Origin of the sequence: Streptomyces sp. NBC_00663 (assembly GCF_036226885.1) — a bacterium.
Lineage (GTDB): Bacteria > Actinomycetota > Actinomycetes > Streptomycetales > Streptomycetaceae > Streptomyces.
The window spans coordinates 3,494,279-3,520,476 of sequence record NZ_CP109027.1 but is presented as its reverse complement, the minus strand read 5'-3'; the positions used below and the strand labels follow the sequence as shown (position 1 = coordinate 3,520,476).

The 26,198-nt window shown below is 69.8% G+C and carries 29 protein-coding genes; 23 read left to right on the top strand and 6 right to left on the bottom strand.

Annotation, left to right across the window (positions count from 1 at the left end):
- Positions 1-47: 47 nt before the first annotated feature.
- A complete protein-coding gene (locus OG866_RS15865) occupies positions 48-566 on the top strand; it encodes a hypothetical protein (protein ID WP_329335268.1) in 519 nt (172 codons plus the stop codon).
- Here OG866_RS15865 and OG866_RS15860 read toward each other — a convergent pair.
- Positions 563-1,909 (bottom strand): M14 family metallopeptidase, encoded by a 1,347-nt coding sequence (locus tag OG866_RS15860; protein WP_329335267.1) that lies wholly within the window; start codon positions 1,907-1,909, stop codon positions 563-565. The two genes, OG866_RS15865 and OG866_RS15860, sit on opposite strands and share 4 nt — an antisense overlap.
- A gap of 186 nt (positions 1,910-2,095) precedes the next feature.
- On the opposite strand from OG866_RS15860, the gene OG866_RS15855 reads away from it, so the two are divergent.
- On the top strand, positions 2,096-3,412 hold the full coding sequence (locus OG866_RS15855; protein WP_329335265.1) for an Nramp family divalent metal transporter: 1,317 nt from the start codon (positions 2,096-2,098) through the stop codon (positions 3,410-3,412).
- On the opposite strand, the gene OG866_RS15850 is transcribed toward OG866_RS15855, so the two are convergent.
- Positions 3,388-4,665 (bottom strand): hypothetical protein, encoded by a 1,278-nt coding sequence (locus tag OG866_RS15850; protein ID WP_329335263.1) that lies wholly within the window; start codon positions 4,663-4,665, stop codon positions 3,388-3,390. The two genes, OG866_RS15855 and OG866_RS15850, sit on opposite strands and share 25 nt — an antisense overlap.
- Positions 4,666-4,722: 57 nt before the next feature.
- Entirely contained in the window at positions 4,723-5,232 is a 510-nt protein-coding gene (locus OG866_RS15845; protein ID WP_329335262.1) for a SigE family RNA polymerase sigma factor, read from the bottom strand.
- A 141-nt stretch (positions 5,233-5,373) separates the two neighbouring features.
- On the opposite strand from OG866_RS15845, the gene OG866_RS15840 reads away from it, so the two are divergent.
- The 4 genes from OG866_RS15840 to OG866_RS15825 all read left to right on the top strand — a co-directional run bounded on the left by OG866_RS15840 (position 5,374) and on the right by OG866_RS15825 (position 9,674).
- Positions 5,374-5,742: a hypothetical protein gene (locus OG866_RS15840; RefSeq protein ID WP_329335261.1), complete on the top strand. Its 369-nt coding sequence runs from the start codon at positions 5,374-5,376 to the stop codon at positions 5,740-5,742.
- 146 nt (positions 5,743-5,888) lie between these two features.
- Positions 5,889-7,124, top strand: coding sequence for a glycosyltransferase (locus OG866_RS15835; RefSeq protein ID WP_329335260.1), 1,236 nt, complete (start codon positions 5,889-5,891; stop codon positions 7,122-7,124).
- Positions 7,125-7,188: 64 nt separating this feature from the next.
- Positions 7,189-9,348 carry an RNA polymerase recycling motor ATPase HelR gene (gene helR, locus OG866_RS15830; RefSeq protein ID WP_329335259.1) on the top strand — a complete coding sequence of 720 codons (2,160 nt, stop codon included), beginning with the start codon at positions 7,189-7,191 and terminating at the stop codon, positions 9,346-9,348.
- 38 nt (positions 9,349-9,386) lie between these two features.
- Positions 9,387-9,674: a hypothetical protein gene (locus OG866_RS15825; protein WP_329335256.1), complete on the top strand. Its 288-nt coding sequence runs from the start codon at positions 9,387-9,389 to the stop codon at positions 9,672-9,674.
- A gap of 19 nt (positions 9,675-9,693) precedes the next feature.
- Here OG866_RS15825 and OG866_RS15820 read toward each other — a convergent pair whose 3' ends face one another.
- Positions 9,694-11,388 carry a chitinase gene (locus tag OG866_RS15820; RefSeq protein WP_329335254.1) on the bottom strand — a complete coding sequence of 565 codons (1,695 nt, stop codon included), beginning with the start codon at positions 11,386-11,388 and terminating at the stop codon, positions 9,694-9,696.
- Between the two features lie 354 nt (positions 11,389-11,742).
- Here OG866_RS15820 and OG866_RS15815 point away from each other — a divergent pair, with 354 nt between their 5' ends.
- The 17 genes from OG866_RS15815 (at position 11,743) to OG866_RS15735 (ending at position 25,017) form a co-directional block, all read left to right on the top strand.
- Positions 11,743-12,567, top strand: a complete 825-nt coding sequence (locus OG866_RS15815; RefSeq protein WP_329344122.1) for a hypothetical protein — start codon at positions 11,743-11,745, stop codon at positions 12,565-12,567.
- A 43-nt stretch (positions 12,568-12,610) separates the two neighbouring features.
- Positions 12,611-13,318, top strand: coding sequence for a Flp pilus assembly protein CpaB (gene cpaB / locus OG866_RS15810; RefSeq protein ID WP_329335252.1), 708 nt, complete (start codon positions 12,611-12,613; stop codon positions 13,316-13,318).
- Between the two features lie 7 nt (positions 13,319-13,325).
- Positions 13,326-14,561, top strand: coding sequence for an AAA family ATPase (locus OG866_RS15805; protein WP_329335249.1), 1,236 nt, complete (start codon positions 13,326-13,328; stop codon positions 14,559-14,561).
- A gap of 47 nt (positions 14,562-14,608) precedes the next feature.
- Positions 14,609-14,929: a pilus assembly protein gene (locus OG866_RS15800; protein WP_443063641.1), complete on the top strand. Its 321-nt coding sequence runs from the start codon at positions 14,609-14,611 to the stop codon at positions 14,927-14,929.
- A gap of 1 nt (position 14,930) precedes the next feature.
- Complete coding sequence (locus OG866_RS15795) at positions 14,931-15,320, top strand: TadE/TadG family type IV pilus assembly protein (RefSeq protein ID WP_329335246.1); 390 nt, start codon at positions 14,931-14,933, stop codon at positions 15,318-15,320.
- A gap of 13 nt (positions 15,321-15,333) precedes the next feature.
- Positions 15,334-16,671 (top strand): CpaF family protein, encoded by a 1,338-nt coding sequence (locus OG866_RS15790; protein WP_329335245.1) that lies wholly within the window; start codon positions 15,334-15,336, stop codon positions 16,669-16,671.
- A 12-nt stretch (positions 16,672-16,683) separates the two neighbouring features.
- Positions 16,684-17,628: a type II secretion system F family protein gene (locus tag OG866_RS15785; protein ID WP_329335243.1), complete on the top strand. Its 945-nt coding sequence runs from the start codon at positions 16,684-16,686 to the stop codon at positions 17,626-17,628.
- A 13-nt stretch (positions 17,629-17,641) separates the two neighbouring features.
- Positions 17,642-18,529, top strand: a complete 888-nt coding sequence (locus tag OG866_RS15780) for a DUF5936 domain-containing protein (RefSeq protein WP_329335242.1) — start codon at positions 17,642-17,644, stop codon at positions 18,527-18,529.
- Positions 18,530-18,539: 10 nt separating this feature from the next.
- Positions 18,540-20,003 (top strand): sensor histidine kinase, encoded by a 1,464-nt coding sequence (locus OG866_RS15775; protein ID WP_443063529.1) that lies wholly within the window; start codon positions 18,540-18,542, stop codon positions 20,001-20,003.
- Positions 20,003-20,770, top strand: coding sequence for a response regulator transcription factor (locus tag OG866_RS15770; RefSeq protein ID WP_329335240.1), 768 nt, complete (start codon positions 20,003-20,005; stop codon positions 20,768-20,770). Before OG866_RS15775 ends, OG866_RS15770 begins: the two co-directional genes overlap by 1 nt.
- Positions 20,771-20,866: 96 nt before the next feature.
- The gene (locus OG866_RS15765) at positions 20,867-21,061 is read left to right on the top strand and encodes a Flp family type IVb pilin (RefSeq protein WP_329335238.1); all 195 of its coding nucleotides are present in this window, start codon (positions 20,867-20,869) and stop codon (positions 21,059-21,061) included.
- Positions 21,061-21,657: a pilus assembly protein TadG-related protein gene (locus OG866_RS15760; protein WP_329335236.1), complete on the top strand. Its 597-nt coding sequence runs from the start codon at positions 21,061-21,063 to the stop codon at positions 21,655-21,657. Before OG866_RS15765 ends, OG866_RS15760 begins: the two co-directional genes overlap by 1 nt.
- A gap of 34 nt (positions 21,658-21,691) precedes the next feature.
- Positions 21,692-22,279 carry a hypothetical protein gene (locus OG866_RS15755; protein ID WP_329335234.1) on the top strand — a complete coding sequence of 196 codons (588 nt, stop codon included), beginning with the start codon at positions 21,692-21,694 and terminating at the stop codon, positions 22,277-22,279.
- Positions 22,276-22,914, top strand: a complete 639-nt coding sequence (locus tag OG866_RS15750) for an OmpA family protein (RefSeq protein WP_329335233.1) — start codon at positions 22,276-22,278, stop codon at positions 22,912-22,914. Before OG866_RS15755 ends, OG866_RS15750 begins: the two co-directional genes overlap by 4 nt.
- A gap of 7 nt (positions 22,915-22,921) precedes the next feature.
- A complete protein-coding gene (locus OG866_RS15745) occupies positions 22,922-23,161 on the top strand; it encodes a hypothetical protein (protein ID WP_329335231.1) in 240 nt (79 codons plus the stop codon).
- A gap of 904 nt (positions 23,162-24,065) precedes the next feature.
- Positions 24,066-24,494 carry a hypothetical protein gene (locus OG866_RS15740; RefSeq protein ID WP_329335230.1) on the top strand — a complete coding sequence of 143 codons (429 nt, stop codon included), beginning with the start codon at positions 24,066-24,068 and terminating at the stop codon, positions 24,492-24,494.
- A gap of 142 nt (positions 24,495-24,636) precedes the next feature.
- Positions 24,637-25,017 (top strand): hypothetical protein, encoded by a 381-nt coding sequence (locus tag OG866_RS15735; RefSeq protein WP_329335229.1) that lies wholly within the window; start codon positions 24,637-24,639, stop codon positions 25,015-25,017.
- Between the two features lie 19 nt (positions 25,018-25,036).
- Here OG866_RS15735 and OG866_RS15730 read toward each other — a convergent pair whose 3' ends face one another.
- Positions 25,037-25,414 carry a nuclear transport factor 2 family protein gene (locus tag OG866_RS15730; protein WP_329335228.1) on the bottom strand — a complete coding sequence of 126 codons (378 nt, stop codon included), beginning with the start codon at positions 25,412-25,414 and terminating at the stop codon, positions 25,037-25,039.
- Positions 25,415-25,477: 63 nt separating this feature from the next.
- Positions 25,478-26,194, bottom strand: coding sequence for a DUF4232 domain-containing protein (locus OG866_RS15725; protein ID WP_329335227.1), 717 nt, complete (start codon positions 26,192-26,194; stop codon positions 25,478-25,480).
- Positions 26,195-26,198: the final 4 nt, after the last annotated feature.

Genomic DNA, 26,198 nt, shown 5'->3' with positions numbered 1-26,198 from the left:
CGCCCCCGCCGCCCCATGGCACAGCTTTGTCCGCCATACTTCCGACCGTGGAGCAGCGCATAGGTTCGAGCAGCAAGCCCCTGGAGGGCGCCGGATTCGACCCGGCCTTCATCCCCGGGCTGACCTCACCCGTGTCCGGCGAGCCCGAGGACGCCAAGCCGGAGGACGCCGAGGAGCCCCTCGCACAGGACGAGGCCGCCCCCGACGAACCGGAGACGGCCGAGGCGGAGGAGGCGGAGGAAGCGGCGGCAGACGAGGACGCGGCGGCCGACGGCCCCGTCTTCGAGGCCTCCGACCGCCGCGCCAGAATCGTCGCCGACGCGAAGGGCGTACGCCTGAGCCTCGACGAGGAGCGGTGCGAGTTCGGGTGGGACGAGATCGGCGCGGTCGAGACGGAGTCCCCCCGCTTCGGCAAGCGATTCACGATCACGGTCCACACCCCTGACCGCCGCTGGTACCCGATCGAGATCGAGGCGACGGCCAGGGCCGATTTCAAGCTGTGGGAAGAGCAGCTGGACGCGGTTCTCGACGAGTACTTCGAAGAGAACGAGGACGAGTCCGCCTAGCCGCAGTACTGGGCTTCCTTCCCGATGGACCGGTACATACAGTCCGCGTTCTCCAGCAGCTGCAACACCGCGTCCCGGTTCCTGGCGGTCTCGCGGGCGATCACCTCGTCGGGAGGATAGAACCCGCCCTGGGAACTGGACGTCGGGTACATCTCGAAGGTGTAGGCGAAGATCTTCTGGTTCCCCCACAGCCAGTCGTCGATGGACCCGTCGGTGATGTACAGATCGCTGGACTGCTCCGGCGTGTAGCCGTTACTGGCGGCCATCTTCTGCCCCACCGTGGCGAAGGCGTTCCGGTCGTCCGTCGTCATCCCCGTCGCCGTGTCGGCCGTCGTGTACCCGAAGGGCCACAGCACCAGCTCGCTGTACGTGTGGAAGTCGATGCCGGCCTTGATCTGCTGCACCCCGCCGACCACACGGCTGCGCACGAAGTTCGCGACGACCTTGACCTCGGGAGCCGACTCGGCGGCCGATCCGCGGTAGGTCTCCGAGGACGTCGACCCGGACGAGCCGCCGCAGCAGCCCCACCGGTAGTTCCAGTTGCGGTTGAGGTCCGTACCGACGTACGAGGAACCGGAGTTGGGCTGCCGGTTCTTGCGCCAGGAGCGGTACGAGCCCGTGGCCACGTCGTACTCGCCGCCGTCGGGGTTGAGGTCCGGAACGATCCAGATCTCACGGTTGTTGACCAGGTTGGTCACGCGTGAGTCGGTGCCGTAGCCCGAGGTCAGCTGGTCGAGCAGATAGAGCGCCATCTCGACGGTGAGGTGCTCGCGCGCGTGCTGGTGGTGCGTGAAGAGCACCTCGGGCTCGGACTCGTCCGTCGCCACGTTGTCGCTGATCTTGATGGCGACGATGTTCCGGCCCTGGTAGGACGTGCCGATCACGCGCTGGCTCACGAGGTCCGGGTGGGCCGAGACGGCGGAGTTGATCGCGCTCGTCATCTCCGCGTAGTTGTGATAGCGCGAGTCGGCCGACGGGAAGTCGTACAGCCGCATCTCGTCCTCGGCCAGCCGGTCCGGGGCGGTGCCCAACGCCTGGACCTCGTAGCCGAGTCGGCGCAGTTTCTTGATCTGGTCGGCCCGGCCGGAGACCACCACGGTCTCCTCGTCGGCCTCGTCCACCGTGACCCCGGTCTGCTGAATGGCCGCCCGGGTCACGGGGGTCGTGTGCTGGTGGATCTCGTACTGCCGGACGTCGTCCGCGGAGGGGGCCGCCTTGGCGGCGCTGTCGGCAGAGGCGTCCATCGAGGTGAGCGGCGCGGCGAGCGCCAGAGCGAGCAGGGCGGCGAAGGCGGCGGTGCGTCTGCCGCCCCGGGCGCCTGCGCCTCGTGTCCGAAGTCGCATGAAGTCTCCTTGTGGGAGTGGGGAGTGGCGATTCAGTGCGACGTACGTGGTGCGGGTGTGCGGCTCATCGTCGACTCATGGCATGAGCAGGTCAAGAGCGAATAAAGACGCACTGGCGCGAATCGAACGCCGGCGGACGCGCCCGCCCTCTTGCCAGTGCTGGATCTTTGCGGTTTGTTGACCTTCATGGCGGACACCACGGGACACCCCACTGACACCCAGGTATCGACCACCCCCACACCCCGCAAGTCCAGTTGGAAGTACATCGGCCCCGGCATCGTCGTCGCGGCCACCGGCGTCGGCGCCGGCGACCTGGTCGCCACCCTCATCGCCGGCAGCAACTTCGGATACACCCTGCTGTGGGCCGCCGTGATCGGCTGCCTCGTGAAGATATCCCTCGCCGAGGCCGCCGGCCGCTGGCATCTGTCCACCGGCCGCACCCTCTTCGACGGCTGGGCGAGCCTGGGCCGCTGGACCACCTGGTTCTTCGTGGTCTACGTCGTGATCTGGGGCTTCGTGTACGGCGCGGCGGCGATGTCGTCCAGCGCGCTGCCGCTCCAGGCGCTGTTCCCGGACGTGATGGACCTCAAGGGGTGGGCGATCGCCTGCGGCCTGGTCGGGCTGGTCTTCGTCTGGTTCAACAAGTACGAGGTCTTCGAGAAGGTCATGACGGTCCTGGTGGGCGTCATGTTCGTGGTGACCGTGTACCTGGCGATCCGGGTCACCCCGAACCTCCCCGACGCCCTCGCGGGCCTGCTCCCCGTCCTGCCCGACGAGAAGGACTCGGTCCTCAACACCCTCGGCCTGATCGGCGGCGTCGGCGGCACCATCACCCTCGCCGCGTACGGCTACTGGGTCAACGCCAAGGGCTGGACCAACACCGGCTGGATGAAGGTCATGCGGCTCGACAACCGCGTCGCCTACGCCACCACCGGCATCTTCGTCATCGCGATGCTCTTCGTCGGCGCGGAACTGCTGCACTCGGCGAACGTGGCCATCGCCAGCGGCGACAAGGGCCTCGTCCAGCTCAGCGACATCCTGGAGAAGGAGTACGGCTCGGCGACCGCCAAGTTCTTCCTGATCGGCTTCTTCGCCACCTCCTTCACCTCCCTCATCGGCGTCTGGCACGGCGTGAGCCTGATGTTCGCCGACTTCGTCGCCCGCTACCGCACGACGGAGACGGCGAAGGGCGAGGAGGTCGCCTCCGGTGCGCGCGAACGCTCCTGGCCCTTCCGCGCGTACCTGCTGTGGCTGACCTTCCCGCCCATCGTCCTGCTCTTCCAGGGCCAGCCCTTCCGCCTGATCATCCTCTACGGCGTCCTGGGCGCGGCCTTCCTCCCCTTCCTCGCCGGCACCCTGATCTGGCTCCTCAACTCCTCACGCACGCCCACGGAATGGCGCAACGGCCCGGTCAGCAACGCGATGCTGGCGATCGCCGGGCTGCTGTTCCTGGTGCTGTGCGTGAAGCAGATCTGGGATCAGCCCTGGTCGGAGTTCTTCTGACCGGTCAGCAACTCCTCCCGGCTCGGCCCCCACTTCGAGCTGAGCGCGATCTTCTTGAGCTGCTCCATCGTCAGGGCGGGCTCGGCACGGCTGGGCGCGTCGTGCGGCCCGCCCGCGTTGAGGGCGCTCACCACGACGCGCAGACCGTTGATCCGCACGGTGTCGACGGTCCACCTCACCGCACCCGCCACGTCCTTGTCCCCGGCGTCCTCACGGGTGATGAGCATCGTGCCGTCGCCGACCTCCTCGGCGCCCTCGAAGATGCTCTCCCCGAGCAGATCCCCCATGTCCGGCTGCACGTTGATCTCGACGAGGCTCTTGCCCTTGCCGTCGTCGACGACGACATAACCCCACCCGGACTCGTCACCGCCCCGCGAGACAGGGGTGAGACCGTCGGGGAGGAGGTCGACGAGCGTCTTGCGGATGTCGGTGGGGGCCGTGCTCGCCTCGGGCTGGGCCGACGGCCACGTCTTCTCGGCAGTGGCGTCGACCGCCTTCAGCCACGCCGGCGCGGTCACCAGCTTCTTCAACTCCGCGGCGTCCAGCGGCGGTTCCTCCCGGGTGACCGGCGAGCCCTTCTCGGCCTCGGCGTTCCACTCGTACACCGCGACGTGCTGGCCCTTCGGAGTGACCAGGTCGGCGGTCCACGACTTGGTGGGCTCGCGCTTGTCGGGATACTCGTACCCCTGGAAGATCCTCAGCACCGAGCCGTTGTCGAGGCGGCTGGTCCTGCAACTGTCGTACGGCGTGTACGTCTTGTCCGGGCACGCGGTCAACTCCCGGGCGTTCTGGCTCCCCGGCTCGACCCGCTCCATGTTCACGGAGACGACGGCACCCCCGTCCCCGTCGTCCCACACGAGCCACGCGTACGGCGAGTCCTCGGTGCCGCGACCGGTCTCCTGGCTGAACTTGCCGTATCCCAGCTCCTTCTTGAGCGTGCTGATCAGTTCCTGGCCGGAGACGGGCGGGGCGGTCGGCTTGCCGGACGACGACGCGTTCGACGTCGAACCCACCGAGGCCTTCTCCGGGTCCGCACCCGCGCCGGGCAGCAGCAGCGCCCCGCCCACGCCGACGAGCGCGAGGGAGGCGGCCCCGCCCACCACGGCGGCCCGGCGCCGCAGCCGCAGCCGCCGCCCACGGGCCAGACCGGCCGTCGTGAGCGCGGTCAGATCGGGTTCGAATCCGCCGCCTGCGGTCCGCAGTTCGGCGGCGACGCGATCCTCGAAGGGATCGCTGTGCTGGTCAACGGGCATGGCAAACCACCGTTTCCGCGAGGTCTGAGTGATGGGATGTCGTGGGGGGTGGGGTGATCAGAAACGTGCGTACTCGCCGAGGTCCTCGCCCAGCAGGTCCCGCAGCCGCCCGAGGGCCCGCGTGCACCGGGTCCGTACCGCCGCGGAACTGACGTTCATCGCGTCGGCGGTCTCCTCGATCGAGCGGTCCTCCCAGTAGCGCAGGACGACCACGGCCCGGTCCTTGGCGGGCAGCCGGGCCAGCGCCTCCAGCAGCGTCAGCCGCAGCGGTACGTCCCGCTGGTCGACGGCGGCCCGGTCGGGCAGGGTGTCGGTGGCCCGCTCGGTGCTGCTGCGCCGCCGCTGATGGGCGAGGAACGTCCGGGTGAGCACGGTCTGCGCGTACCCGGCCGGGTTGCCGACCCGGCTCACCCGCTGCCAGCTGATGTACAGCCGGCCCAGGGCCTCCTGCACCAGATCCTCGGCGAGATGCGTGTCCCCGGCGGTGAGCAGGCACGCGGAGCGGTACAGATGCCCCGCGCGTGCCGCCGCGAACTCCGCGTACTGGTCCGCAAGGACCTGTCTCATGTGTTCCCCCTGCTCGTGGGTGCCCGGCGCGCACCGTCCTCACTTGTACTGATGCGGTGGACCCGGGGAAATGTTTCACGGGTAGGTTTCGATACCGGAAGTCGCACGACAGTTGTACGAGACACCCACCGAGGGACACCGATGACGCAGCCGCCCTACGGCCCACCACCAGGAGCCTTCGGCCCCCCGCCCCCGCAGTACGCGCCCCAGCCCGTGCCGCCGGCTCCAACGGGCCCGGAGTTCCTGGCCGTCGACCGCCACAACTCCGTGGTCATCGACATGTCCGGCGTCGCCTTCGAAATACGCGGCGCGGAGGCCGAGTTCAGCTGGCCCGAGATCCACACCGTCCACTACAAGGCGACCCCGAACGGCAAGGCCCTGGTCGTGGCGGTGGTCCTGCACAGCGGCCAGTTCTACGAGTGCGCGGTGGAGGCGAAACCCAAGGACCGCCTGCGGGAGTGGTTTGCGGGACTCCAGGCGATCCTGGGCTACTACAAGCCGATGCGCTGACCCGTACCAAAGCGAAAGGCAAGGAGGTGTGGACACCCCTTGCCATATTCAATGTATAGCGCACCGGGGGCCTTGCGGCAAGGCCCCCCTCGTGCCGCAGAATCGTCGGCCTGAGCCCGGGACCTGCGGAAATGAGGAAGTCACTGATGCGTGTTGTGCTGCTGACGTACGGATCGCGCGGGGACGTGGAACCGATGGCGGGCCTGGCGGTGGCATTGCGGGAGCTGGGCGCGGAGGTGTCGGTGTGCGCGCCGCCCGACTTCGGGGAGCTGCTGGCCGGGGTCGGCGTCCCGCTGGTGGCGATCGGCCAGTCCGTGCGCGTACTGGCGACGGACGCCCTGACCGGGAAGCCGACGAAGCTGCCCCCGACCATGCGGGAGCGCGCCGCCGCGCTGTTCGCGTCGGTGTACGACACGGTCGCCCCGGTGGCCGAAGGCAGCGACCTGGTGGTGGCGACGGGGCTGCTCCCCGCCGCCGCCGCGGCCCGCGCCGCGGCGGAGAAGTCGGGCGTCCCGTACGCCTTCGTCTCCTACTTCCCCTCCTACCTGCCCTCCCCGCACCACCCCCCGCTCGCCTTCCCCGGCCACCCGCTCCCCGCGGACGTCACGGACAACCGGGCGCTGTGGGACCTGAACACCGACGTCCTGAACGAGCTGTTCGGCGCCGCCGTCAACACCCACCGCGCCGCGCTCGGCCTGCCCCCGGTGGCGAACGTCCGCGACCACGTCCTCACCGACCGCCCGCTGCTGGCGTCCGACCCGGCCCTGAGCCCCTGGCCCGAGTCGGCCGACCTCGACGTCGTCCAGACCGGCGCCTGGATCCGGACCGACGACCGGCCGCTCCCCGAGGACCTGGAGAAGTTCCTGGCCGCGGGTGATCCGCCGGTGTACGTCGGCTTCGGCAGCATGCCGCTGCGGGACGCGGCGGACGTCTCCCGGGCGGCCGTGGCAGCGGTCCGCGCGCAGGGCCGGCGCGTGCTGCTCGGCCGCGGCTGGGCCGACCTCGCCCTGACCGACGGCCAGGACGACTGCTTCGTCGTCGGCGAGGTCAACCAGCAGGAACTGTTCCGCCGGGTCGCCGCGGTCGTCCACCACGGAGGCGCCGGTACGACCACCACCGCCGCCCGGGCCGGGGCGCCGCAGGTGGTGGTGGCCCAGATGGCCGACCAGCCGTACTGGGCGCAGCGCGTCGCCGAACTCGGCATCGGCGCGGCCCACGACGGCCCGGCCCCGACCTACGATTCCCTGTCGGCCGCGCTCACCACGGCCCTCGCCCCCGAGGTCCGCGAGCGGGCCCGGACCCTGGCGGCCGAGGTCCGCACGGACGGGGCGACGATCGCGGCGAAGCTGCTGAGCGACGTGGCGGGTCCCACCGTGCCCTAGCGACGGCCATGCATGCTTGATCATCGTCAATTACCCGAATTCGGCCTCCATCGGAGCTGATCACGTGAACCCCCAGGGAACCGCCGGCCCGGCGTTCGACCTCCCCGACCGCCTCTCCGCCAAGGCCGACCCCGCCCTGATCGCCGCCGACGAGGAGCACTTCGCGGCGATCGCGGCGAGCCTGGAGGAGTCGATCGCCGAGCTGTCCGAGCGGCTCGACGCCGAACTCAGGGCGCCCGGTGGCGCGGGCCGGGCCGCGATGGACCGGGACGCCGAGATCCACCGTCTGACCGCCCGCCTGCGTACGCTGCGCCGCTTCGGCCTCGACCTGTGCCTCGGCCGCATGGTCGGCGCCGACGACGCCGAGCCCCTCTACGTGGGCCGCCTCGGGCTCACCGACAGCGACGGGCACCGGCTGCTCATCGACTGGCGTTCGCCGGCCGCCGAGCCGTTCTTCGCGGCGACCCACGCGAACCCGATGGGCCTCGCGAGCCGCCGCCGCTACCGCTGGACCGAGGGCCGGATCAGCGACTACTGGGACGAGGTGTTCACCGCCGACGGCCTGGAGCGGCAGGTCGCCCTCGACGACCAGTCCGCCTTCATCGCCAGCCTCGGCAGCAACCGCTCGGACCGGATGCGGGACGTCCTCGCCACCATCCAGTCCGACCAGGACGCCATCATCCGCGCCGGATCACGCGGCGCGCTCGTCGTCGACGGCGGCCCCGGCACCGGCAAGACGGTCGTCGCCCTGCACCGCACCGCCCACCTCCTCTACTCCGACCCCCGCCTGGGCCACCGCAGAGGCGGCGTCCTGTTCGTCGGCCCGCACCGCCCCTACCTCTCCTACGTCGCCGACGTCCTCCCGAGCCTCGGCGAGGAGGGCGTACAGACCTGCATCCTGCGGGACCTGGTCGAGGAGGGCGCCGCGGCGGGCGTGGAGACCGACCCCGAGGCGGCCCGTCTGAAGTCCTCGGCGGACCTGGTGAAGGCGATCGAGAAGGCCGTACGGTTCTACGAGGAGCCACCCACCGAGGGCAGGACGGTCACCGTCGACCACACCGACCTCCACCTGACCGCCGCCGACTGGGCCGAGGCGTTCGACGCCCCGGAACCGGGCACCCCGCACAACGAGGCCCGCGGCCACATCTGGGACAAGCTGGTCGCGATCCTGCGGGAGAAGTACAAGGGCGCCGACCTCCCGCCCGAGCTGTTCCGCAGGGTGCTGCGCCAGGACAAGGGGCTGGTGGGAGCCCTCAACAAGGCCTGGCCGCTGCTGGAGGCGGCCGACCTGGTCGGCGACCTGTGGACGGTCCCCGCCTATCTGCGGCTGTGCGCGCCCTGGCTGAGCCGCGACGAGGTCCGGACCCTGCAACGCGCGGACCCGGCCGCCTGGACCGTCTCCGACCTCCCCCTCCTCGACGCGGCACGGCAGCGCCTCGGCGACCCGAAGGCCGACGCCCGCAAACGCCGGCAGGACGCCGCCCTCGCCGCCCAGCGTGAGCAGATGGCGCGGGTCGTCGAGAACCTGATCGCGGCCGACGTCGACGGCGACGGCCTGATGACCCAGCTGGGCCGCGAGGACTTCCAGCGCAACCTGGTGGACGACTCCGAACTCAGCGCGGTCGAACCCGACCTCCTCGCGGGCCCCTTCGCGCACATCGTGGTGGACGAGGCCCAGGAGCTGACGGACGCCGAATGGCAGATGCTGCTGCTGCGCTGTCCCTCCCGCAGCTTCACGATCGTCGGCGACCGCGCCCAGGCCCGCCACGGCTTCACCGAGACCTGGGAGGAACGTCTGCGCCGCATCGGCCTGGACCGCATCACCCTGGCGTCCCTCAGCATCAACTACCGCACCCCGGAAGAGGTCATGAAGGAGGCCGAGCCGGTCATCCGCACCGCCCTCCCGGACGCCAACGTGCCCACCTCCATCCGCAGCAGCGGCATCCCGGTCACCCACGGCTCCACCGGCGACCTGACCTCGATCCTCGACACCTGGCTCACCGAACACCCCGCCGAGGGCATCGCCTGCGTCATCGGCGACCCGTCCTTCAAGGCCACGGCCCGCGTCCGCTCCCTGCCGCCCGAGCTGTCGAAGGGCCTGGAGTTCGACCTGGTCGTCCTGGTCGACCCGGAGAACTTCGGCACGGGGGTGGAGGGAGCGGTGGACCGCTATGTCGCGATGACACGCGCGACCGAACGACTGGTCGTCCTGACCAGCTCCTGACAAGGTGAGGCATGTCGTCGACCGCCCAGGAGCCCTTCATGACAGTCGTCCGCGTCCGCAAGCGGCCGGTCACCGTGCGCGCGCTGCTGTGGACGGGCCGGGAGCAGGACCTGCCCGCCGTCCGTGCCTTCCTCGGCGACGACTTCGTCGCCATGGAAGAGCGGGACGGCGGGCAGGTCCTGCGTATCCGCACCATGGAGCGGGGCGCGGAGCCGGACGAGATCCCGCCCGGCTGGATGCTGATCGAGGGGGTGCGCGGCGAGCACTACGCCTGTGAGGGCGAGATCTTCGCCGAGACCTACGAGACGGTCGACGACGGCGACTGAGGGCCCGGGGCCCGGCCGCCTACGGCAGCCCGTGCACGTGCGGTCCCACCGCGTTCGACCAGGCGTTCCCGGCCGACGCGTCCCAGTTGGTCGACCAGGTCATCGCGCCCCGCAGGTCCGGATAGGTCCTGGACGGCTTGAAGGAACCGCAGCCGGTGCCCTTCGTCAGACAGTCCAGGGCGTTGTTCACGACGGTCGGTGACACATACCCGCTGCCGGCCCCGCTCGTCGAGGCGGGCAGGCCCAACCCCACCTGGGACGGGGCGAGTCCGCCCTCCAGCTGGATGCAGGCGAGGGCGGTGAGGAAGTCGACCGAGCCCTGCGCGTACACCTTGCCGTCGCAGCCCAGCATCGAACCGCTGTTGTAGTACTGCATGTTGACGACGGTGAGGATGTCCTTGATGTTGAGCGCGGTCTGGAAGTAGCCGTTCGACGTCGACTGCATGTCGATGGTCTGCGGCGCCATCGTGATGACCAGCGACGAGCCCGCCTTGGCAGACAGCGACCGCAACGCCTGGGTCATATAGGTGGCGTTGATGCCGTTCTCCAGGTCGATGTCGACGCCGTCGAAGCCGTACGTCTGCATCAGGGAGTAGACCGAGTTGGCGAAGTTGGCCGCCGAGGTCGTGTCGTTGATCGACACCGTGCCGTTCTGGCCGCCGACCGAGACGATCACCTTCTTCCCGGCCGCCTTCTTCGCCGCGATGTCCGCCTTGAACTGGTCGACGGTGTAGCCGCCGAGACCGGCCGAGTCGAGGTTGAAGGTCACGGCACCCGGCGTCGTCGTCGCGTCCGCGAAGGCCACGGCGATGATGTCGTACTGGGACGGGACGGCGGAGATCTTCTGGACGGTGGCGCCGTTGTTGAAGTTCTGCCAGTAGCCGGTGACGGCGTGCTTGGGGAGCGCCGGGCCGGTGGGGGTCGCCGTCGTCGTCCCCGTCACGGTCGCCGACTTCGGCGACTCACCGGCCGAGTTGGTCGCCGTGACCTGGAAGGAGTACGAGGTGGAGGCCGAGAGGCCGGTCACCGTGGCCGAGGTGCCGGTCACCGCCGTCACCTTCGTGCCGGCCCGGTAGACGTTGTAGCCGGTCGCGCCGGAGACGGTGTTCCAGGCCAGGGACACCGACGACGACGTCGTACCGGAGACGGACAGGCCGCCCGGTGCGGCCGGGATCGTGGGCGTCGGGTCGGTGCCGCCGCCCCCGTCGGGGCCGTAGACGGAGAGATCGTCGGCGTAGTAGGCGGCCTGGCCGTACCAGCCGTGGGTGTAGACGGTGACGGACGTGGTCGAGGCGCCGGTGGTGAAGGTGGTCGACAGCTGCTTCCAGGACGCGGAGTCCGGGGTCCAGGTCGACACGTCCGTGGTGCCGGTGCCGGTGACGCCCAGGTAGCTGTAGCCGCCCTGGACCCAGGCGCTCAGGGTGTACGTCGAGCTGGGCTTCACGGCGACCGACTGGGTGCACTTGGCGTTGTCCTGCCCGGCCGGGGTTGCCTTGAGGGCGGCGGCGCCCGAGTGGACGGGCGAGGAGACGGTCGTACCGCTGCTCGCCGTGCAGGTCCAGTTGGTCAGGCCGGACTCGAATCCGGCGTTCTTGGCGTTGTTGACGTCGGCTGCGGAGGCCTGACCCGCGCCCGCGAGGGAGAGGGAGAAGGCGACGAGGGCGGCGGTGACGACTCCGGACCAGAGCCGGGTCGATCGTCTCTGTGGGGACATGACAATAAGCTGGTCCAGACCAATCCATCTGTCAATAGGTCCAGACCAGTTCGTTCCCGAGAGTGGCCCGGCGATGTGGGTCCCTGGGCCCAGTCGACGGCCCTGGCAAGGGCCCGGGGGTCGAAAAGTGACGGGCGAGATGCTCAACCTGCCCCGATTTGACGCAACTTGTGTAACGGCAGTTCCTCGCCAGCTACACAAACGCTGTTCTCCGGTCACAACCGCGTGGTTAGAGTGCTGGCATAGTCACGCAGTGAAGTCGACTGGGTGGGTCGGGTAACGCCGGTCGGGCCGGCGGGGCATGGGAACGGGGAGCTGCGCGTGCCAACTGCCATTGCCGTGACCGGTGCCGACATGGCACTGCCGCCACAGGACGAGCGGACCGTGCCCGCGATCGTCCTCAAGGATCTCGACCAACAGCCGCTGGACCACGCGCTGGCGGCGCTTCAGGGGCTCATCGACCAGCACGGACATGTGATCGTCGTGTGCTCACAGGTGGTGGCCCCCGGCGTGGAGCGGCGGCTGCACACCATCCGCTCCCTCCTGGAGAGCGACCGGATCGCGCTCTTCCGCCCCGAGCTGCCGCCGCTCGGACTGGCGGTCCTCGCGCGCCAGTTGCGCCAGCTCGCCTCCTGCGACCTCAGCCCCGGCGTCCTCGCCTCCGCCGGCCGGCTGCTCACCCACTACATCCACTCCGGCGCCGTCCTCGGCTCCGTCGCCAAGCTCGACCGCGTCCCCGTAGGCCTGAAGTCCCACGCCAAGTCCTGGGTGCCCGGCAGCCAGTTCGGTGTGATCGCCCACCCGGAGCCGCAACTCGTCCGCGTCGGACCGGAAGCCGTCCTCTCCGGCCCCGAGTTCGCCACCTCGATGCTGGTCGCCAAGGGCCAGTTCCAGTCCGACTGGATCGCCGGCACCCTGGCGCCCGCCTGGAACGTCCAGGGCCTGCGGGAGGCCCCGCTGCCCGCCGAGTCCGCGGCCTGGTGGGGCACCCCGAAGGTGATCGAGTTCTGCACCTTCCTGCCCGACCTCTCGGTCCTCTACCAACTGGTGACGTCCGTCCGGCAGTCCAGCTGCCACTGGTGCGGCATCGACGTCATCGGCGACCGCTGCGTCTTCTGCTCCGCCACGCCTCCGCTCAACGAGAACCACCACACCCAGAACCAACTCACCGCCGGGTGAGCAACCCTGCCGACCCGCATCCCCCAATGAGGTTGTCCGGTTCATGAACTCCCGTCAGCGCCGCGGCGTAATACTCCTGATCCTGTCGGTCGTCTGTGCCCTGGCGGCCTTCGCCGGCGTGCTCTCCGTCATCAACGACGTGAAGTCCAAGGTCGGCCCCGAGGTCACCGCGTACGAGGTCAAGGCCGAGATCCAGCCCTACACGGCGCTGAGCAGGGCCCAGTTCGAGAAGATCTCGATGCCCGAGCGCTGGCTCTCGGCCAACGCCGTCACCGATCTCCGCCAGGTCGAGGGCAAGATCGCGGTGACCAAGCTGGAGAAGGGCTCCCTGCTGCAGAGCGACATGATCGTGGCACAGCCGGCTCTGCAGCCCGGGCAGCAGGAGGTCGCCATCATGATCGACGCGGCGACCGGCGTCGCCGGCAAGATCACACCCGGCTCCACGGTCAACGTGTACGCCACCTTCGAGGGCGAGCGGGAGGGTAGCCCCGCCCAGTCCAAGATCATCGTAACCAATGCCAAAGTCCTCGACGTCGGCAGGCTGACCTCGCTCGACCCCGACGAGAGCAACCGGGACCAGCGCTCCAAGGAAGCCGTCCCGATCACCTTCGCCCTCTCCACCCTCGACGCGCAGCGCCTCACCTACGCCGAGTCGTTCGCCGAGCGGGTCCGCCTCGCCCTGGTGGCCCCCGGCGGCGCCCAGCCCGTTCCGGACCAGGACCGCACGTACGAACTCGCGAAGGACAAGTGAGAGCCGTATGCCCACGAGGATCCTGCCGGCCGTAGGCGACGCGGACGCGGTCCGTTCCCTCACCACGCTGCTCAGCCAGCTCCCGGACGCCGAACCGGTCGCCCCGGTCGTCGACTCCACCCAGCTCGTCGACACCCTCGCCCGCCTCGCCGCCGAGTCCGTCGACGAACTCCCCGAGGTCGTCGTCGTCCACGAACGCATCGGCCCCGTCCCGGCGCTGGAACTCATCCGCGAGGTCGCCCTGCGCTTCCCCGCGGTGGGTGTCATCCTCGTCACCTCCGACGCGAGCCCCGGCCTCTTCCAGGCGGCCATGGACTACGGCGCCCGCGGCCTGGTCGCCCTGCCCCTGCACTACGAGGAGCTGGCCAACCGCGTCCAGGCCGTCGCCGCCTGGTCGGTGGGCGTACGGCGCCATCTCGGCGCGGGCGCCGACGTGTTCACCGGCGTCGGCGGCACGGTCGTCACGGTGAGCGGCGCCAAGGGCGGGGTCGGCGCCACGCTCACCGCCATCCAGCTCGCCCTGGCCGCCCAGGCGTCGGGCCGCCCCACCGCCCTGGTGGACATGGACCTCCAGACCGGCGACATCGCCTCCTTCCTGGACGTGCAGTTCCGCCGCTCGGTCGTCGACCTCGCCGCCATCACGGACATCTCACCGAGGGTCCTCGCGGACGCCGTCTTCCGCCACGACACCGGCCTCGCCCTCCTGCTGGCCCCCGGCGAGGGCGAACGCGGCGAGGAGGTCACCGACCGCGCCGCCCGCCAGATCGTCGGCGCCCTGCGCTCCCGCTACGAGGTCGTCGTCGTCGACTGCGGCGCCCAGCTCAGCGGCGCCGGCGCGGCGGCGGTGGAGATGGCGGACGTGGCGCTGCTGGTCACCACGCCGGACGTGGTGGCGGTACGCGGCGCCAAGCGGACCGTACGGATGTGGGACCGGCTCCAGATCCGCAAGGGGGAGGAGACGACGGTCGTCGTCAACCGCCACACCCGCGGCACCGAGATCCAGCCGCACCTGATCCGCAGGATCACCGGCACACCCGTCGCCGGAACCGCGATCCCCGCCAACTTCAAGGAACTGCAAGGGGTCGTGGACGCGGGCCGCGTGCACGAGCTGGAGAACAAGAGCGTGGTGAAGCAGGCGCTGTGGACCCTGGCGGGGGAGCTGGGGCTGGTCAAGGCCAGGGAAGGCGCGCAGCGGGAACGGGGTTCCACGGCCTTCCGGCGCCGCAAGGAGATCGGACCGTGAAGCGGCGCTACGGGGACTCCGGCCAGGTCGCCGTCGAGTTCCTCGGGATGACGCCGATCATCATCGTGACGCTGGTGCTGGTGTGGCAGTTCGTGCTGGTGGGATACACCTTCACGCTGGCGGGGCATGCCGCGGACGAGGCGGTGCGGGCGGGCACGGCGTCGGAGGGGCAGGCGGCCTGCGAGGAGGCGGGCCTCCAGGATCTCCCGGGCGCGTGGCAGGGGGACGCCGAGGTGAACTGCACGGCGGACGGCACGTATGTCACGGCGGAGGTGTCCCTCAAGGTGCCGGTGCTCTTCCCGGGCGCGATCGGCTTCCCGTTCACCGTCGAGGGCCACGCGGGGGCCGTGCAGGAGGAGAAGGACTGAGATGTCGTACGACGCGAACGACTCGAAGGTCCGGGACGGCCGAAAGGGCACCGGTGGCGGCCGCGACCGCGGCCAAGTGGCCATCGAGTACCTCGGGTTCATCCCGATCCTGCTGCTCGTCGCACTCGCCGGCGTCCAGGTCGGGCTCATCGCCTACGCCGCCCAGCAGGCCGGTACGGCGGCCAGGGCCGGGGCACGGGCCGCCTCCCTCGACCACGGCGCGCAGGAGGGCTGCGCGACGGCGGTCAGCGACTGGCTGTCCGTCACCTGTTCCGAGTCCGGCGGCGACGACTCGGTGACCGTCACCGCCACCGTCGACATTCCGAACCTCGTCCCCTTCTGGGACTTCGGCACCGCTCAGAAGACCGCGACCATGCCGCTCGACCACTGAACGAGGTACGACCATGAGCCTGCGCGCACGCATCAACACCCCCGAGGAGAACGGCGCCCGGGGCGAGGACGGCCACCTCGTCGCGTCGTACCGCGCCAAGCTCCTGGAGGAGATCGACCTCGCGGAGATGAGCTCGCTGGCGGCGGCCGAGCGCCGGGCCCGTCTGGAACGGGTGCTCGGGCACATCATCAGCCGCGAGGGCCCGGTGCTGTCGACGGTCGAACGCTCCCAGCTGATCCGGCGGGTCGTCGACGAGGCACTCGGCCTCGGCATCCTGGAGCCGCTCCTGGAGGACGCGTCCATCACCGAGATCATGGTGAACGGCCCGGACGCGATATTCGTGGAGCGCGGCGGGCGGGTGGAACAGCTCCCGCTCCGCTTCCCCTCCCACGACCAGCTGATGCAGACCATCGAACGGATCGTGTCGACGGTCAACCGCCGGGTCGACGAGTCGAACCCGATGGTCGATGCCCGACTCCCCTCGGGCGAGCGGGTGAACGTGATCATCCCGCCCCTGTCCCTGACCGGCGCGACCCTGACCATCCGCCGCTTCCCACGCTCCTTCACCCTGCACGAGATGGTCGGCTTCGGCTCGCTGGACGAGCACATGCTGTATCTGCTGGCGGGGTTGGTGCGGGCGAAGTTCAACATCATCGTCTCGGGCGCGACCGGCACGGGGAAGACCACGCTGTTGAACGCCCTCTCCGGCCTGATCCCGGAGCACGAACGCATCATCACCATCGAGGACTCGGCCGAACTCCAGCTCCAGCAGACGCACGTCATCCGCCTCGAATCCCGCCCTCCGAACGTGGAGGGCAAGGGCCAGATCACCATCCGCGACCTGGTCCGCAACTCCCTGCGCATGCGCCCCGACCGGATCGTCGTAGGTGAGGTCCGCGGTGGCGAGTCCCTCGACATGCTCCAGGCGATGTCGACCGGCCACGACGGCTCCCTCGCCACGGTCCACGCCAACAGCACCGAGGACGCGCTGATGCGTCTGAAGACCCTCGCCTCGATGTCGGAGGTCGGCGTCCCCTTCGAGGCGCTGCACGACCAGATCAACAGCGCGGTCGACGTCATCATCCAGCTCACCCGCTTCCCGGACGGAGCCCGCCGCATCACGGAGATCGCGGTGCTGGACAGCCACGGCGGCGAACCGTACCGCCTCGCCACGGTGGCCCGCTTCCACGCCCAGCCGATGGCGGCGGACGGCCGCGTCTACGGCGCCTTCGAGTACTCCCCGCTCCCACGCCGTACGGCCAACCGCCTCTACATGGCGAGCCAGCCGATCCCGCAAGCCTTCGGCGTGGCCCAGACCGTGGCCGAGCTGACGACCCGAGAAACCAGGTAGGTGGACTGGCTGATGGAACTGCAAACCCTGGTCCAGCTGGCCACCGGTCTCACCCTGGTCACCTGTGGCCTCGCGGTGGCGGGCCTGCACGCGTACGCCATGGGCAAGGCCCAGCGCCAGGCCCTCATCGACCGCCTCTCGTCCACCGGCCAGATCGAGACGGGCGGGCGCAGGCGCCGCTTCCCGAAACTGGACCGGCGGCTGCGCCGCACGAAGCTCGGCAGGAAACTGGAACTCCGCCTCGCGGCCACCGGCCTGGACATCACACCGGGCGAGTTCTTCGTCTACATGATGTCGAGCGCGGCCGGCCTCTTCCTCATCGGCCAGGCGTCCCTGGCGCCGTTCTTCGGCCCCATCGCCGGCCTCCTGGGCATCTGGGCGGCGCTCCAGTTCCTCAACTGGCAACGCCAGAAACGCATCGAGAGGTTCATCAACCAACTCCCGGAACTCTCCCGCATCCTGGCGAACGCGACCCAGGCGGGCCTGGCCCTGCGCACCGCCATCGGCATGGCGGCCGAGGAGCTGGAGGCCCCGGCGGGGGAGGAGTTGGGGAAAGTGGCCAACCAACTCTCCCTGGGCGCGTCCCTCGACGACGCGCTGGGAGAGATGGCGGAGCGACTGCCCTCTCGTGAGCTGGTGGTGCTGGTGACGACCCTGGTCCTGTCCAACCGGGCGGGCGGACAAGTCGTGGGCGCGTTGCGGAACTTGACGGAGACCCTCGAAGAGCGCAAGGAGACCCGTCGTGAGGTCCGCACCCAGCTCTCCCAGGTCAACATGACGTCGTACGCGGTCCCGATCCTCGGCATCGGCTCCCTCTTCCTGATGAACGGGGTGAAGGACGGCGCCCTGGACCGCATGACCGGCTCCCCGGTGGGCCAGGGGGTGGTGATCGTCGCGTTCGCGATGTACGCGGTCGGGTTCATCCTCATCCGCCGCCTGTCCCGTATCGACGTCTGAAGGGGGCAGAGAGATGGCGATAGGACTCGCACTGCTGATGGGCTTGGCCGTCTGGGGCGTCTTCGCCGGCATCCGCATGTACCGGGCGGACGCGAAACTGCCGAGCGACCTGGTCCTGGCCCTGGAGATCGGCGCCACGCGCACGGGCGCGGTGGACTCGGTGATCGACCGCCTGGGGATGCGGTACGCGCCGGCGGTACTGCGGCTGATGGGCCCCAAACAGGTGGCGAAGTACCGCCGGAAGATCGACCTGGCGGGCAACCCCGGGGGCCTGACGATCGACCGCTACGCGGCGCGCCGCGCGGTCTACGGCTTCCTGGGCGGCTTCGGCGGCCTGCTGTCCCTGATGCGCGGCAACCTGCTCCTGGCCCTGCTCCTCTTCGCGTTCGGAGTCTTCTGGACCGAGGTCGGCATCTGGTCGGCGATCCGCGTCCGCAAGGACGTCATCGAGCGCACCCTGCCGGACTTCCTGGACGTTCTCGCGGTGGTGGTCAGCGCGGGCCTCGGCTTCCGCCAGGCCCTCGACCGTGTGGCCACGAAGTACGAGGGCCCGTGGGCGGACGAACTCCGGATCACCCTCCGTCAGATGGACCTGGGCATGAGCCGCCGCCAGGCGTTCGCGGAACTGCGGCGCCGCAACGACTCCGAACAGGTCGCGATGTTCGTGACGGCGTTGCAGCAGGGCGAGGAGCTGGGCGCCCCGATCGTCGACACGCTCATCGCCCTCGCCAAGGACATGCGCCGCACCGACGCCCAGAACGCCCGCCGCAAGGCCGCCCGCGCGGTCCCCAAGGCCACGATGATGATCACCACCTTCATGGTCCCGGCCACGATGCTCCTCCTGGGCGCCGGCCTGATCCTGGGCTCGGGGACGGACTTCGGTTCGATCACGGGAAAGTAGGGGGGCGACGATGGCTACGACGAGGGCGGGGGCGAGGGCGGGGGCGGATGGCTTCTGGGTGCTGCGCCGACGGTCGACGTCGGCGAGGGGCGTGGGGGCTGTACGGTCCGTCGCCGACGGCGCTCAGCCCCCACAGGGGCCACCCGCACCTGAACTCGATACCCGCAAACTCGATACCCGCACGGGCGGTGCGGGTGGGAACCCGATCCCGGCCGAAGGCCGGGCACAGCACCACACACCCGCACCCACCATCCCCCTCCAGACCAACGCCCTCCAAGCCATGTGCCGCCAGGTCTTCGGCTTCCGCCTGGCCATGATCGCGCTCGCCGCCCCCGCCGCCCTCCTCAACGCCGCCCCCGGCCTGAGCGCACGCCTGGTCGCCGCGGCCGTACTGGTCACCTTCATGGGCTCGTACGTCCTCTTCAGGGACTGGGAACGCTTCGGCCCCCTGCTCCTCCGCCACCCCACCCTCCTGGCCGCGGACACCCTCTTCGGCGCCCTGCTCCTGATCTCGGCCGGCCCGGACACCACCCTCGCCTACGTCAGCGTCTGCACCCCCCTGCTCGCGGGCCTCGTCTACGGCTGGCGAGGCGCGGGCTGCTTCGCCTCCCTCCAGGGCCTGATACTCGTCACGGTCTACGCAAGCTCCAAGGACCTCCACCCCACGGTCGCCGAGGCGTTGCTCCTTCCCGGCCTGTGCGTGGTCACCGGCGCCATGGGCGTCACCCTGCGCAACTTGATGCTCCGCTTCGGCGCGGCCACCCAGGCCCTCACCACGGTCCAGGCCCGCCTCGCCGCGACAGAAGCGGTCAGCGCGGAACGCGCCCGCCTGGCCCGAGAGATGCACGACTCGGTGGCGAAGACCCTGCACGGCGTGGCCCTGGCCGCGGACAGCCTGGCGACGTCCGCGGGAGCGGCGCACACCGACCCGGCACGCATACGGCAGCAGGCCGACCTGGTGGCCCGCTCCGCCCGCAGGGCAGCGGCGGAGTCCCGGGAACTCCTGGCCGACCTCCGCCGCCAGGAGACCCCGGACCACGGCACGGACGTCATGGCGGAACTGGCGGCCAGGACAGCCGACTTCAGCACCCGTACGGGCCTGCCGGCCACCTACCACCCCACCGGCGACCACGGACTCCCCCCGCTTCCGCCTCCCGTCGCCCGCCAACTCCTCACCATCGCGACGGAAGCCATGGAGAACGCCCACCGCCATGCGTCCCCGACCCGAGTGGACGTGAGCGGCGGGGTGGAGGGCGACCTCCTGCGCATCACGGTCTACGACGACGGCCGGGGCCTCCCTCACGACCTCACCCTCGAACAACTCCGCAGAGCGGGCCACTTCGGCCTGGTGGGCATGGTCGAACGAGCGGCAGCGCTCGGCGCCCGCATCCGCATCGGCCGAGGAGACCACCCCAAGGGCACGGAGGTCCGCCTGGAACTCCCGCTGGCCACGATCCGAGAGGAGGCCGCGTGATGCCGACCCGTTTGCGGGTGCTGGTCGCGGACGACAATCCGGTGGTACGGGCCGGTCTCACCGCCCTGCTCTCCGGCCACGAGGACATCACGGTCGTGGCGCAGGCGGCCGACGGCCGCGAGGCCTACGAGGCCGCCCAGCGACACCGCCCCGACGTGATCCTCCTGGACGTCCGCATGCCCGGCGTCGACGGCATCTCGGCACTCCCGCACCTGGTGCCGATCGCCCCGGTCCTGATGCTGACGTACAGCAGCGAGTCGGAGATCGTCCACGAGGCCCTGCGCCGAGGCGCCGGCGGCTATCTGGTGCACGGCGAGTTCACCACGGACCAACTGGTGGCGGCGGTACGGGACGCAGGAACCGGAAGCGCCCACCTCACGGCGTCGGCGGCGGGCGCCGTCATGGCCCGACTGCGCAGCGCGAAGGCCGCGACCCTGCCGGAGAACCTCGGTGTCGCGAGTGCAACTGCATACGAAACAGAGATCCCAAATTCCCACCCACAAGCCAGTTCTGCCAAAGTCCTTTCGCAACTGCAACCATCTGTGGCACAGTCTCGCTATCAACTCAGCACGAGGGAGGCGGAGGTCATGGAACTCATCGCGTCCGGCATGAACAACCAGCAGATCGCCGCCACCTGCTTCATCAGCGAGAAGACCGTCAAGAACCACATCAACCGCATCTTCGCCAAACTCCACAGCACCAGCCGCGCCGAGGCCGCCGCCAAGTGGCTGGGAACGGCACCGGATTCATACGGAGACCTGCGGTGACCGGGCTTTGGGCCCGGATTTGGGCCCTGGGACCCTCTGAGAAGAAGGTCGTTCCCTCATACGTTGCTCGTACCACGGACAACGGAGGGCAACGCCATGAGCAAGTGGATCAACACCACGGTCTCGTACCTCAAAGCCCACGCCGGGCGGAACGACAAGGGCCAGACGGCGGTGGAGTACCTGGGCATCATCGCGGTGGTCGTCGCGATCATCCTTGTTCTCCTCAGCACGGACTTCGGCGCACAGATCGCCGACGCGATCACGACACAGATCGGTCAGATCACGGGCTGATGCGCAGGCGCGCTCGCGGAGACGCAGGGCAGGCTTTCCCCATCTACATCACGGTGGTGGGCGGCCTGCTCTTTCTCGCGTTCGCGTACCTTGCGGTCGGCCAGGCCGCGGCGAACAAGAACGGTGCCGGTACGGCCGCCGACGCGGCGGCCCTCGCGGCAGCCCAGGACCGACGGGACCAACTCGCGGACCTGTGGGTGACGGACGTCCTCGACCCGACCAAGTGGCAGGACATCTTCGACGGCAACGCGGAGGGACTCGACCCTTCGTGCGGACGGGCGGACCAACTGGCGGCGCAGAACGACGCCGTGGTGCTGGCGTGCGCCCCGGACGGGCCGTTGGCCTACACGGTCGAGGTGAGGACCAACAAGACCGTGGGGGAGTCCGTCATCCCGGGTACGGAGGACAAGCAGTCGACGGCGTCCGCCACCGCCGAGATCGAGTCCCTGTGCACGTTCGAACCCCCGGCCGAGGACGCGGCGGACGACGTACTGCCGCGCCTCGCCTGCAAGGACAGGAACTGGGACCTGGACCCGGAGGATCTCGGCGTTCTGCCCGAGCCCGAGGACCTCTTCGATGTCCACCTGGCCGACTGACAAGCGAACGACGAGTGACGAAGGAAGCGGACGCATGAGCAGCATTCGGTTCACGGCGAAGGCCCGCAGAGGGGCGGTCGCGCTGGCACTCGCGGCTGGACTGGCCGCCGGTGTGGCCGGCTGTGGCGGAGGCGGTGACGACGACAACAAAAAGCCGGAGACGACGGCGTCCGCTCCGCAGAAGGACGGGTCCGACCCGAGCCCGCAGGAGGGCCAGTCGGACGATGTCCAAGCCGAGTTGAAGGGTTCGAGCGGGTTGATCCTCCAGATCACCACCGCCGAGCGGGACGCCGGTGGATTCGTCACCGTGAACGGCACCCTGGAGAACGACAGCGCCAAGTCGGTCACGGTGCCGATGCTGCTGCGGGGCGACGAGACGGAGGTCATCGCACACGGCCGGTCGCTGGGCGGCGCCACCCTCGTCGACTCCAAGGAGAAGAAGCGCTACTACGTACTGCGCGACACAGAGGGCCGCCCGCTGACCACGACAGGCTTCTCCACGCTCAAGGCAGGGGAAGAACTCGCGGTCTTCATGCAGTTCCCGTCCCCACCCGAATCCACCACAGACGTCACCCTCCAACTCCCCACCTTCTCCAGCGCCACGATCAAGATCTCCGGATGAGGCAGGCGATGACCCTCACCTCCTCCCGCGTGGCCTGGGCCGCGGCGACGGTCATGATCGCCACCAACCTCTACGGCATCACGACCGCCCACGCCGACGAAACCCCCAGCGTCCCCCCGGGCACCGAAGCCACCGCCACCGCCCCCGTGAAGGTCGACCCGAACGACCCCGACCTGAAGCTCCCCGAAGGCGGCACCCTGGCCGAGCCGAAGGTCCTCGACATCAAGCAGGTCGTGGAGGACGAGGGCGGCGAGGAACGCCGCGAAGACACCAACGCCGACGTCAAGTTCGCACTCCAGGCCGAGGTCCTGTTCAGCAAGGACAGCGCGAAGCTGAGCGACGACTCCAAGGCCCGTATCGCCGCCATCGCGGACGAGATCAAGAAGCAGAACGCGACGCGGATCAGGGTCTTCGGCTTCACCGACAACCTGGGTTCGTCGGCCCACGGAGACGTCCTGTCCCGCCAGCGCGCCAACGCCGTACAGGACGTCCTCGACGAGGAACTGAACGACGCGGGCATCACGTACGAGGTACGCGGCTACGGCGAGCAGTACCCGATCGCCGACAACTCGACGGAGACGGGCCGGAAGAAGAACCGAAGGGTGGAGGTCTCCTTCCCGCGCACGGAGAGCTGACGGACGCATGACCGTGCTCATGGTGACCGCGGCCGTATACGGGGTCGTACAACTGCTCCTGCTTTCCTGGCCCACCCGTTCCGTGGGCGTGACGACGGTCCTTCTGGCCGTCCTGGTCGGCGTGTACGCATGCGGTACGGCGGCGGCGCTACTGGAGTTGTCGTACACCAGGCTGATCGCCGACCAGACGGACCAGTCCCTGATGCGGGTCGTGAACACCACCGCCTATTCCCCCCTCCTCCTGTAGGGCTGGCTGCTGGAGGCGCTGCTGCGCTACTCCCTGGACGCGGACCGCGCCATCGCCGCGCACGGCGGTTGGATCGTGCCGGAGAGCCTGTCGGTGCCGTATGTCCCGGGTCCGTCCCAGGTGTTCACATCCTGGTTACCGGCGCCCGTCGCTCCTCTGGACCTGAGCCATGGGGGAGAGGTGGCGGTCGGGACGTTCACGCACCTGGTGTGGTCGACGGTCGCAGGCCTGGGCGTGCGAGTGCTGTGGCGAGCGAAGGAGTGGTGGAAGCCCCTGGCCCTGCTCCCTCTCTCGGCGGCGGTGGCCCACCACACCCTGAACAACTACGCGGCCACACACGCACGTACCCCCGCGGACGACTGGCTGGAGAACCTTCAGCCCACCCTCGCCCTCGCGCCTCCAGCCGCGGTGCTCCTGGCCATGACGGCGGACTTCGTGACCCTCCACCGAGCAAAGCGCCGCCTCCCCGACACACTCCTCCCCGCCGAACGCCGGGACGGCGACACGATCGCGGCCGCACTCCACTACGCGACCCTGCGCCTCCCCTGGACCCCCCTCATAGCCCTCCGCTTCCTGCGCCTGCGCCGAAACCTCTTCTACGACTTCTACGACACGGCATCCACGCCGCCCTTACACCGAACCGTGGCCGACCTGGCCACCCGCATCACCGCCACCGACGACGCGACGACATGGCGTACGCCGGACCTGCGAGCCCGCATCCGAGCGGCGACGCCCCACCCCACCACGCCCTCCCGCCGCAGACGCCTCCTGGCCTGGCTGGTCCCGGGCGTCCTGCTGCTCCCGGCTGTCCTCTTCCTGGGCGTGGGCTCCTTCAAGTCGACGGCCGGACTACAGGAAGTACTTCACGAAAGGCACCGGCCCGCAGCTCCTACGGGCCTTCGCTGTGGCCGCCCTGGCCTGGGCCGCCTGGCAACTCACCACCCTGCTCCGCACCTGGCGCCGGACGGTCATCGCCGTCCCCCTCCTCGCCGAGCCGCTGGCCACCCACCGCTTCCGCACCGCATCAGCCCTGGGCACGGCCACCACCGGCACCCTCCTCCTCTGGCGAAGCCTTGGCGCGGCAGGCACGGAAGGCCGGGCCATCCCCACCGCCCACCTCCTCGACGCCCTGGACCACTTCCTCGTCTACCTCGGCTTCGCCCTGCTCCTCCTCTCCCTCCTGGCCCTGTTCCCACCCGGCGCGGGCCTGGCCGTGGCGGGTGCGGCCGTCACAGGAGAGGGGGCGCTGGGCGCCGCCGGTGGTGGTGGAAGCAACGGCGGAGGCGGTGGAGCAGGCCCGGGGGCGAACTCTCCAGCCCGTGGGTCACCCTGAAGGAGGGCAGCAGCAGGGCACCTGGAAGCGGGACGCCGCACGTCGAGATAAGGAATGCTCAGGGAGAACGTATCGACCCGCAGGGGAACCCGGTCGCCAGGAAGAGTCCCGGGAACCACACACCGATCGTCTGGGATTTGCCGTGAGCAGTGAGAAGGTCGACTACCCGCAACTGACCGGGTTCGAGGGCGTCTATCTGGAGGACAGCTTCGTCCTGGGTGTAACCGCCTCGCCCGGCCGACTGGCCTTGGACGTGGAACTCGTCCTCACGGCCCGGCACCCCGCCTACCGTCCCCCGGCTCCCGGCGAGCAGAACTGCTACGCGAGAGCCGGCATCGAGTTCCCCGATGTCAGGAGCCTCACCTGGACCGGTCAGGGAACACCGCCGGCGGTGGACGCCGCCGGTGAGACGGACTACGGGGGAATCGACGCGCTGTACTGGAACGGTTCGGCGTTCCACATCGAAGGGGACTGGGGATCGATCGACGTGGTGAGCGGGGCGCCCCGCATCAGCTGGTCGTGAGCGGGGCGTACCCCGTCGGTCAGGAGCCGGACGGCTTGATCTCCCCGGCGAAGACGATGATCTGGTCGATGAGACTCCGGCGCAGATGGACGACGTCCGTTCCCGCGAGGCGGGGGCCGCCGTCCGGGGTGGTGAAGACCCACTCGTACCGCGCCCACTCGTCGGGCATGTCCACCGCCGAGCAGCGCACCATCGTGCCGGCCCCGGCCGGATGCCGTCGGATGTCCAGCACGAACCGCTCGACCGCCTCGATCCCCTCACTACGACCCAACGGCCCCCAGAAGACCACGTCCGAAGTCAGAGCCTGCGAGAGCAGCGACGTCACATACGCGTCGTCCGAGGCGTTGAAGGCGGAGATGAAGGTGTCGATCGCGGACCGCGCCGTATCTTCCTGCATTCACCATTCATACCAGTCGGCGTACGGGACTTGAGCGTGGTCACGCGAGCGTGTGGGTCACCGTCACCTGGCGAACATGAACTTCTCGGTCGCCGCCAGGTCGGTGTTCCAGTACGTGACCTGAGGAGTGGCGCTGACGGCGGGGTCACCGACGTTCAGGAAGTCCGTCCCGTCGGGGAACTCGACGGCGAGCTGCGCGACACCCGCCTCGACGTCCTCGATGTCCACGAAGCCGATCGTCATCGACTTCACGGCGGTCGTCTCCTCGTCCGCCCGCCACAGCAGCAGACCGGCGTACCCCTTCCCTCCCGGCGCGATTGTCGCGAGCTTCTTCGGCTTGGACTCCATCGGGCCGATCTGCTCCACGGCACCGTCGCCGAAGGACACGTAGGGGTACAGGTACAGCGTGCACTTCGAGTCACTGATGTTCGTCGCCGTGAGGAGCAGATGGCGGGCCTCGTCGTGCGGGTAGACCTTCGTGACGACGGAGACGTCGGAGTCGGTGCAGGGCCTGGCCTCCTCACCGGAGGTCTCTCCGCCGGTGTCCACCGTGGCGCCCGCCTCGCCGCCGACGTCCGCGTCGTCGTTGTCGGGGGTGGCCGTACTGGGCGTGCCGGAGGCGGACGTGCTCGGCGTACTGCTGGACGAGCTGGACGGCGTACCGCCCGTCGCCGCGTCGTCCGTGCTCCCGCCCGGCTCGCACGCCGTGGACGACAGCAGCGCGGCGACGGCGGCGGCGCCGAGGACGTACGTCTTGAGTCTGATGCGGGCAGCGCCCATGGTG